Origin of the sequence: uncultured Methanobrevibacter sp., assembly GCF_947169325.1 — an archaeon.
GTDB lineage: Archaea > Methanobacteriota > Methanobacteria > Methanobacteriales > Methanobacteriaceae > Methanocatella.
The window spans coordinates 20,738-28,208 of the sequence record NZ_CAMVPN010000026.1 but is presented as its reverse complement, the minus strand read 5'-3'; the positions used below and the strand labels follow the sequence as shown (position 1 = coordinate 28,208).

The window sequence follows — 7,471 nt, the reverse complement described above, 5'->3', positions numbered from 1 at the left end:
ATTTTATTTGCCATTCTCTGATAAAACATAATTTGCTCATTGAGACTTGCTTGTACCTTTTGTATTTGTTTGTTACTTTCGGAGCTTTAATGATTGTTTTTGCCTTTGTGATTTTGACTGTTGTAGTTATTTGCGGCAAATCCCTGTCATTATAATTGAATATAATTTTATAAGTTCCAACTGCGAGATTGGAAGCTTTATAATTTGCGATTCCTTTTGTGTTAATCCACACATCATCGTAATAAACCTTTTTGCCTTTTATGATTTTCATATCTGCGTAGTTGTTCTTAACTGGATGTTTGGTTTCTGTGTAGATGAATTTTGCCCATAGTGTCTTTCCGGATTGGTATGTTGTTGTAAGCTTACCGACACTTGCAGTAATCAGTACAAGCTCGCTCATGGAGTTGTTGAAGTATTTGTGCCCTGTATAGCTTTGGTTGTTTATTGTTGCTTTATCACCAATGCCTATGGCGGCTTCATTGTTGTTTGTGAAGTTGCAGTTTTGTAGGAATAATCTATTTGCATATATTGCTCCTGCAAAATATGCATAATTATCTGTGAATGTGGAATTGATAACTGTAGCGTTTGAGGCGCATATTGCACCTCCAACATTAGCGGAATTTTTTGAAAAACTTGAATTGAGGACATATAATGTTCCGTCATTATTCGAGTCTATTGCACTGGCAGTATTGTTTATGAAATTGGAATTGTATACATAAACGTTTGGACCATCAAAATAGAGGGTAGGTGATTCGGAGTTCAGTTCATCTTCATCTGTTTCATAGTCATAGCATCCTGCGCATTTGAGATTGTTGTTTATGAAATTGCATCTGTTGATGATTATTGTATCTCCCTCATGTTCACTGTAAATTGCATAACCTCCATTGTCGGTAAAGTTACATCCTGTTACGTTTAAGTCAGATGAGGTTCTGATTGCAGAGCGGTAGTCGGTATGTTTGGTGAAAATGGAATTGATAATGGATGCTTTTTCATAACAGTTGATTCCTGAAGAAATAAATTCCGAATTTAGGATTGTCAGATTTCCAAATGAATCTAAAGGGTCATCTTTGAATCTTGATCTGTCAATGCTTAGAGTTCCCTTTGAATAGATTGATCCTCCCAGACTTATAAGGTATTCATAGAAATATTCATGTTCCCATCCATTAATGACTGCATAATTGTTTTCAAATTCACAGTTGATGAGGTTTAAGTTATTTGTAGAATGAATCGCACCTGCAGTATTTTCCACAAAGTCCATGTCAAAATAAACTACTGTGCGAGGGTCATGAACGGTATTGTTTATAAAACTTGCGTTGATGATTGTCAGATTTCCCTGATTGCATATTGCTGATGCATTGCCTGATTTTGAATTTATGAAATTCAGATTTTTTAAACAAACATTAACATTTGAAATATTGAATATTGCGGATTTCTGGTTTGCATTGAGTGTTGCACCGTTTTTAGAGGTAATTGTTAATGATTTGTCAATTTTAATTTCTTTTCCTTCGCTAGTGTAATTTCCTTCAATTTCAATGGTTGCATTTTCACCAGCTGCATCTATTTGCTTTTGAATGTCTGTAAATGTTTTTCCATTATCTATTGTAGTATCTACGGAGTTTTCTGTAAGTGTTTGTGTGGTGTTGTCATTAGCTGAGACGACTCCCATGCTAATAATTAGAATTATAATAATTAAAGAAAACCCCATTATTCTTTTTTGTATCATGATTAGTCTTTTGTAAAGTTATGTATATAAATGTGTAATATTTATTTGATAATATCTTTTAGAAATATTTTATTTGAACTTGATGCAAAACTATTCTGGATTTGCACGTTTGGAGAGAATTTAAAAAATAAGTTAAATAAGGATTGATCATCCTTATTTTTTAATGACAATTGTACTTTTGCCGCTCATGAGGTAATTTGAGTTTCCGGATGTGATTGTAACTTTGTGTTTTCCTGTCTTTAGTTTTTTTGTGTTGAATTTTGCAATTCCCTTGGAGTTGGTTTTGATTTTGTATGTCTTTTTGTCTATTTTGACTTTGACATATGTGTATTTGACAGCCTTTTTGGTTGCCTTGTTTTTGACGGTTACTTGGAAATATTTTGATTTTTTGTATTTGTTGGTAACTTTAGGAGCTTTTATGATTGTTTTTGCTTTTGTTATTTTAACGGTTGTAGTCAGTTGGGGCAAAATTCCATCATCATAATTGAATATGAGTTTATATGTTCCGACATCCAGATTTGAAGCTTTATAGTATGCTATTCCTTTTGAATTTGTACGGATTTCATCATAGTCAAAATATTTTCCGTTTATCCTTATTTCGATATAAGTATTTTTAACGGGATTTTTGGATTTGGTAAATGTGAGTTTCACCCATGCTGTTTTTCCGGAATTGTATGTTGTTGTGAGTTTTGCTGTCGTTGCCGTAATGAATTCAGTTATTGGAATTAAAGAATCATTTAAATAAAGCGGACCTGTATAATTTTTTCCATTGATTGTTGCATTGTTTTTAATGTATATTGTTCCTTCAGTATTATTTATAAAACTGCAATTTTCCATAGATAACACTTTTGAATGTATTGATACGGTTCTTGCATTATTGTCTTTAAATGTAGAGTTTATTATTGTGGCATTATCACAGTCAATTGCATAATCGCTGTTTTTTGAAAAAGTTGAGTTGTAAACATTAATTCTGGAATTTGAGTATATTCCAGCATTATTAAAATTGCAATTGTCAATCCTTATCATATAAAATTCGTACCAGGCATAAATTGCATCATAAAAGTCTGTGAAATTACAATCGGTGATGTTGATGTCAGAATAAACGTAAAGATTACTTTTTTTGAAAATTGACTCTGTAATTGAGGTAATGCCGTCAAAGCTAATTATGGAATCTGTAAATTCTGAATGGGAGATATTTAACTTGCCTTTTGATTTAAGATATGTGTCTTTTAAAAATTTTGAATTGGAGATGCTTAGGTTTTCATATGAATATATGGGGTCTTTTTTAAATATTGAGTTGTTGATTTGCAGATTTCCTCTTGATGTAATTGATCCTCCATCGCTTGTAATGTATTCGTCAAAAGTTTCATAATTATACACCTTTTTAGTTGCATGGTTATTGTCAAATTCACAGTTGACAACGTTTAAGTTATTTGTTGAAAAAATTGCCCCTGCATTCATAGTTGAATATTCCATTTCAAAATCGCTTCCTCCATTGGGGTCATATACCATGTTATTGGTAAAATTTGAGTTGAGGACAGTCAGATTTCCCTGGCTATAAATCGCAGGATAAATACTTGATTTGGAATTTATGAAATTTATGTTTTTTATACATACATTAACATTGCCAATATTAAAAATATTTGATTTTGACTTGGCATTTAATGTTGCTCCATTTTTGGATGTGATTGTTATTGGTTTTTTGATATTAATTTTTTTTCCTTGGCCGGTGTATTCTCCTTCGAGTTCAATGGTTGCATTTTCACCAGCTGCATCTATTTGCTTTTGAATATCCGTAAATGTTTTTCCGTTATCTGTTAATGTGTTTGTTGGGGTTTCTGTAAGCGTTTGTGTTGTGTTGTCATTAGCCGAGACGACGCCAATGCCAATTGTTAAAATTAGTATAATCAAAGAAAAACATATAATCTTTTTTCTAAACATGCATAACTGTTTGTTATCCTGTATTAATATAGTTGTTTGAGGATTCAAATAAAAAAGAGAAATTGAAATAAGGATTATTCATCCTTATTTTTGAACTCTAACTGTTTTTTTAACGGTGTCCTTTAGATATGTTGCTTGATAGGTTAGTTTTTTGCCAACTTTAAGTTTCTTGAGCACTGATTTTTTGATGGTTACTTTAGCAATTCCTTTGGAGTTTGTCTTTGCCTTATATATCTTTTTGTTGAACTTGAATGTTATCTGCTTGTTTTTTATTGGCTTTTTGTTTTTGAGTGTTGCTGTTAGAACTAGTTTCTTTGCGGATTTTTTGACTTTGACGGTATTGAGGGTCAGAATGTGCTTTACGACTAGTTTGGTTGTGATTTTTGCATTTTTATATGTTGAGGTTATTGTGTATTTTCCTGGAGCTTGCCCTAATTTAAGGGTTATGACTCCATTTTCATTGGTATATCGTTCATATTCTGTATTTCCTATCTTGACGGTTACTCCTTCATACCTCCCTGCCGGATGATAATTGTCTATCCAAAGTTTTAAGGTATATGATGTGCCGTCTGCATAAAACATTGTAATGTCTTTTGCTCCTGTGAATTTGGGAGGAATTCCATTTACAATCACATGTTCAAAAATCTGATTTTCATAATCTGAGTTTTTGTATTCTATTTCAAAGAAATTGCTGTCTATTTTCGATAGTGAAAAGTTTCCTTTACCATTAACAAGTTTTATAACTCCCTTCTGCCCATTTTCAAACGAGTATGTCACGTTATAGTTTGCTTCCGGTTCAAATTCAATGTAACAGATTTCATTGGCCCAATAATCGATTTCCATGTTGTGAATTAATTTGGGTATGACTGTAATGTTCTTTTTATTTTCATATACTGTGTAGTCGTTTCCAGTGTATCTTGCAGTAATCTCCCATGCCCCTACTTTCAGACCATTTAAGCTAATTGAGGTGTCTCCTTTTGCAGGAGTTGTCTTAAACAGTTTTTCATTGACGTAAATGTTTAAGTTGCCGTTTGCATCTTCTGGAATGTATAAACTGTATGTTTCATTGTTATTGTACTTAATAATCTCATAAGCAGGTTTTATTTCAGGCAATATTGTTATGTTCTGCTGAATAGTTATTGAAGGAAATTCGTCATTTCCGATGCCTCTTATTGTTGCAATATAGTTTCCGGGGTTCAGTTTATCATAATAAAATCCAACCAATTCAACATACTCTTCTGACCTATAAGTAGGATATATTGTCCCGTTTATCTCAACAGTAATGTTTTTCAGCGGAAATAAATGAATGTATGCGGGGGATATGTCTCCGTAAATTAAATATTCGTAAGACCATATGTTTGAATAGTTTCCATTAACGGTTTTCTTTTTAGATTCGCCAGGATATTTATTGTCTCCGGAATATTTCCATTCCACTATGTTTGCTCCCAGCCTTAAATACATCCCCACTGGGTCGAAACTTAAGTATGAGTCATATTGCACAGTGTAATAACGATTCCATTTGCCTATCAGTTTGTCATTTATGTAAACTTCAAATGTTCCTGTTGCATCTCCCGGCAGATACGCTTCTATTTCATTTACATATGCTATGGTAAACTCATCGGGGATTATGATTTCAAAGTTTCTGATGTTGAATGTTTTATTTATGCTGAATGCGTTGTATTGATTGTTTCCTGTAAAATTTGCTTTGATAATGTGAGGGCCTAAGGAATATTTGCTAACATCAATTTCAAATCCAATCGGCGACTTATTAGATCCGTTTGAGTAGTATTCATCATCAATATAAATATCGTAATCACCGATATTTTCCGGAATGCCACTTATGTTGAAATAGTTTGTGTCATTTGAGGGGGAATACTTCGCCAGCTCTTCTGGCACTTCTATGCTGACATTTAAATCCTGTTTTTCAATATCTCCGATTATTTTATCATTTCCGCATGTTGTGTTGTCCTGAGCGGAAACTGCTGTGAGCGAAAAGACAAACAATAGCAAAATCGAAACAATTAATATTCTTTTCATTTTTACTCCTCTTAATTCTTGCTACAATAAGTTATGTGTCTGTTTGATTAAATATTTTATTTTAAAATTTTTGCGCCGATATGATTTATGGAATATATTCTGCACATATAAATAGTTTGATATGTATAAAGTTTATTAAGGTTATCTAATTTAATCTAAGGGATAATCAAGTATTGGAGGTTTTAACATTTTTAAAAAGAAATATTTGATTTTATTTTTGTTAGTATTGTGTTTATGTATTTCTTCAGTTGAAGCCAGTGATCATTTTGATGGAAATTTAACTGATTCTCCATCAGAGATGATAATTGGTGAATCTGATAATAATGTATCTGGCGAAAAGACTTTCAATGATGTGCAAACATTGATAGATTCAGCACAAGAGGGGGATACAATTCAGCTTGATGGCATTTACAAAAGAAATGCTTCTGAAAAACAAATTGTTGTAAATAAATCGGTTACACTTAGTGGAAATAATGTTACACTTGACTGTAATGGAGTTACTGGAATATTCACTGTCTCTGCACCAAATGTTGCAATAAGTAACATTAATTTCATTAATGCTTGGAAATATGGAAAAGGTGGAGCCATTGAAGTCCTAAACAGTAATTGTTCAATTGTTTCATGTAATTTTAGCAATAATTTTGCTAGTGAGGGTGGTGCAATATATGCTCAGGAAGATACTGTTATGGAGGGTTGCATCTTCGTTAAGAACTTGGCTGATGAAAAATATGATGTAAATAAATTCATTGTAGTGAATGGGATTTTAAAAAATTGTATTTTTGATGAAAATTATGCCCTTGGGGGCGTTGCTTTAAATTGCATTGTTGAAAATAGTTATTTCCATAAATCAAGAGCGGTTAAATCAAAATATGTAATAAATTCCGTATTTGAGGATAATTTCATAGCATTTAAACCTCTTGACGGGTGTTCAATTATAAATTGTACAGTTGTCAATACGGCCATTGTATTTGATATTTCTAACCTCAACGTTTCCATAATCGGTTGTACATTTAAGGACAATCTTGATGGTTTTGTTTGTATTGGGGTAGAAAATTCAACTGTGACATTTTTAAATTGTAATCTCATTAACAATAATGCATCAAATTGTTCAGCCATAAATTTGACCGGAAACAATACCGTAAAACTTATAGATTGCCTAATCAATGATACTTCTCTAGATTCAGGGGTTATGGTTGAATACAACACTAGACTTTCCGCATCAAATTTGAATGTTGTTTATAACACTGGCAATTATCCGATTATAACTTTAAAGGATAGTTTCGGAAATCCAGTTTCTGATGCTAAACTCAGCTTAAATGTGGGATCCAATAAAGTCACAGTAACTACTAATGGTAACGGTCAGGCAAAAATTACAAAGTCTTTGGTTCCTAAAACTTATGCAACTAAAATTGCATTTGCGGGTAATGAACAGTTTTTGTCTTCTAGTTTGAATACAAAAATTGTAATAAAGAAAGCCACTCCTAAGTTAACTGCATCCAACAAATCTTATAAAGTCAAAGCAACTAAGAAGTTGTCTGCAACTTTAAAAGACAATAAGGGTAAAGTTTTAAAAAGTAAAAAAATCACCTTTAAACTTAAAGGTAAGACTTACTCTGCAAAAACCAACTCCAAAGGAGTTGCAACAGTCACTGTCAAAATAACTTCTAAAGGCACATTCAAGGTGGCTGTAAGATATGCTGGAGATAATTACTTTAACTCCATTGGCAAATCAATCAAATTAACTGTCAAAAAGTAGTTTCATCTACTTTT

The 7,471-nt window shown here is 32.3% G+C and carries 4 protein-coding genes; 1 reads left to right on the top strand and 3 read right to left on the bottom strand.

All coding sequences use genetic code 11. The annotated features are described in order from the left end of the window. The 3 genes from Q0W26_RS05410 to Q0W26_RS05400 form a co-directional block, all read right to left on the bottom strand. On the bottom strand, nt 1-1,666 hold a 1,666-nt coding region (locus tag Q0W26_RS05410; RefSeq protein ID WP_298523230.1), incomplete at its 3' end, for a right-handed parallel beta-helix repeat-containing protein. A 210-nt stretch (nt 1,667-1,876) separates the two neighbouring features. Then, the gene (locus Q0W26_RS05405) at nt 1,877-3,634 is read right to left on the bottom strand and encodes a right-handed parallel beta-helix repeat-containing protein (RefSeq protein WP_298523228.1); all 1,758 of its coding nucleotides are present in this window, start codon (nt 3,632-3,634) and stop codon (nt 1,877-1,879) included. 114 nt (nt 3,635-3,748) lie between these two features. Next, complete coding sequence (locus Q0W26_RS05400) at nt 3,749-5,701, bottom strand: hypothetical protein (RefSeq protein ID WP_298523227.1); 1,953 nt, start codon at nt 5,699-5,701, stop codon at nt 3,749-3,751. A 226-nt stretch (nt 5,702-5,927) separates the two neighbouring features. Here Q0W26_RS05400 and Q0W26_RS05395 point away from each other — a divergent pair, with 226 nt between their 5' ends. Beyond that, on the top strand, nt 5,928-7,457 hold the full coding sequence (locus Q0W26_RS05395; RefSeq protein ID WP_298523226.1) for an Ig-like domain-containing protein: 1,530 nt from the start codon (nt 5,928-5,930) through the stop codon (nt 7,455-7,457). Nucleotides 7,458-7,471 lie beyond the last annotated feature (14 nt).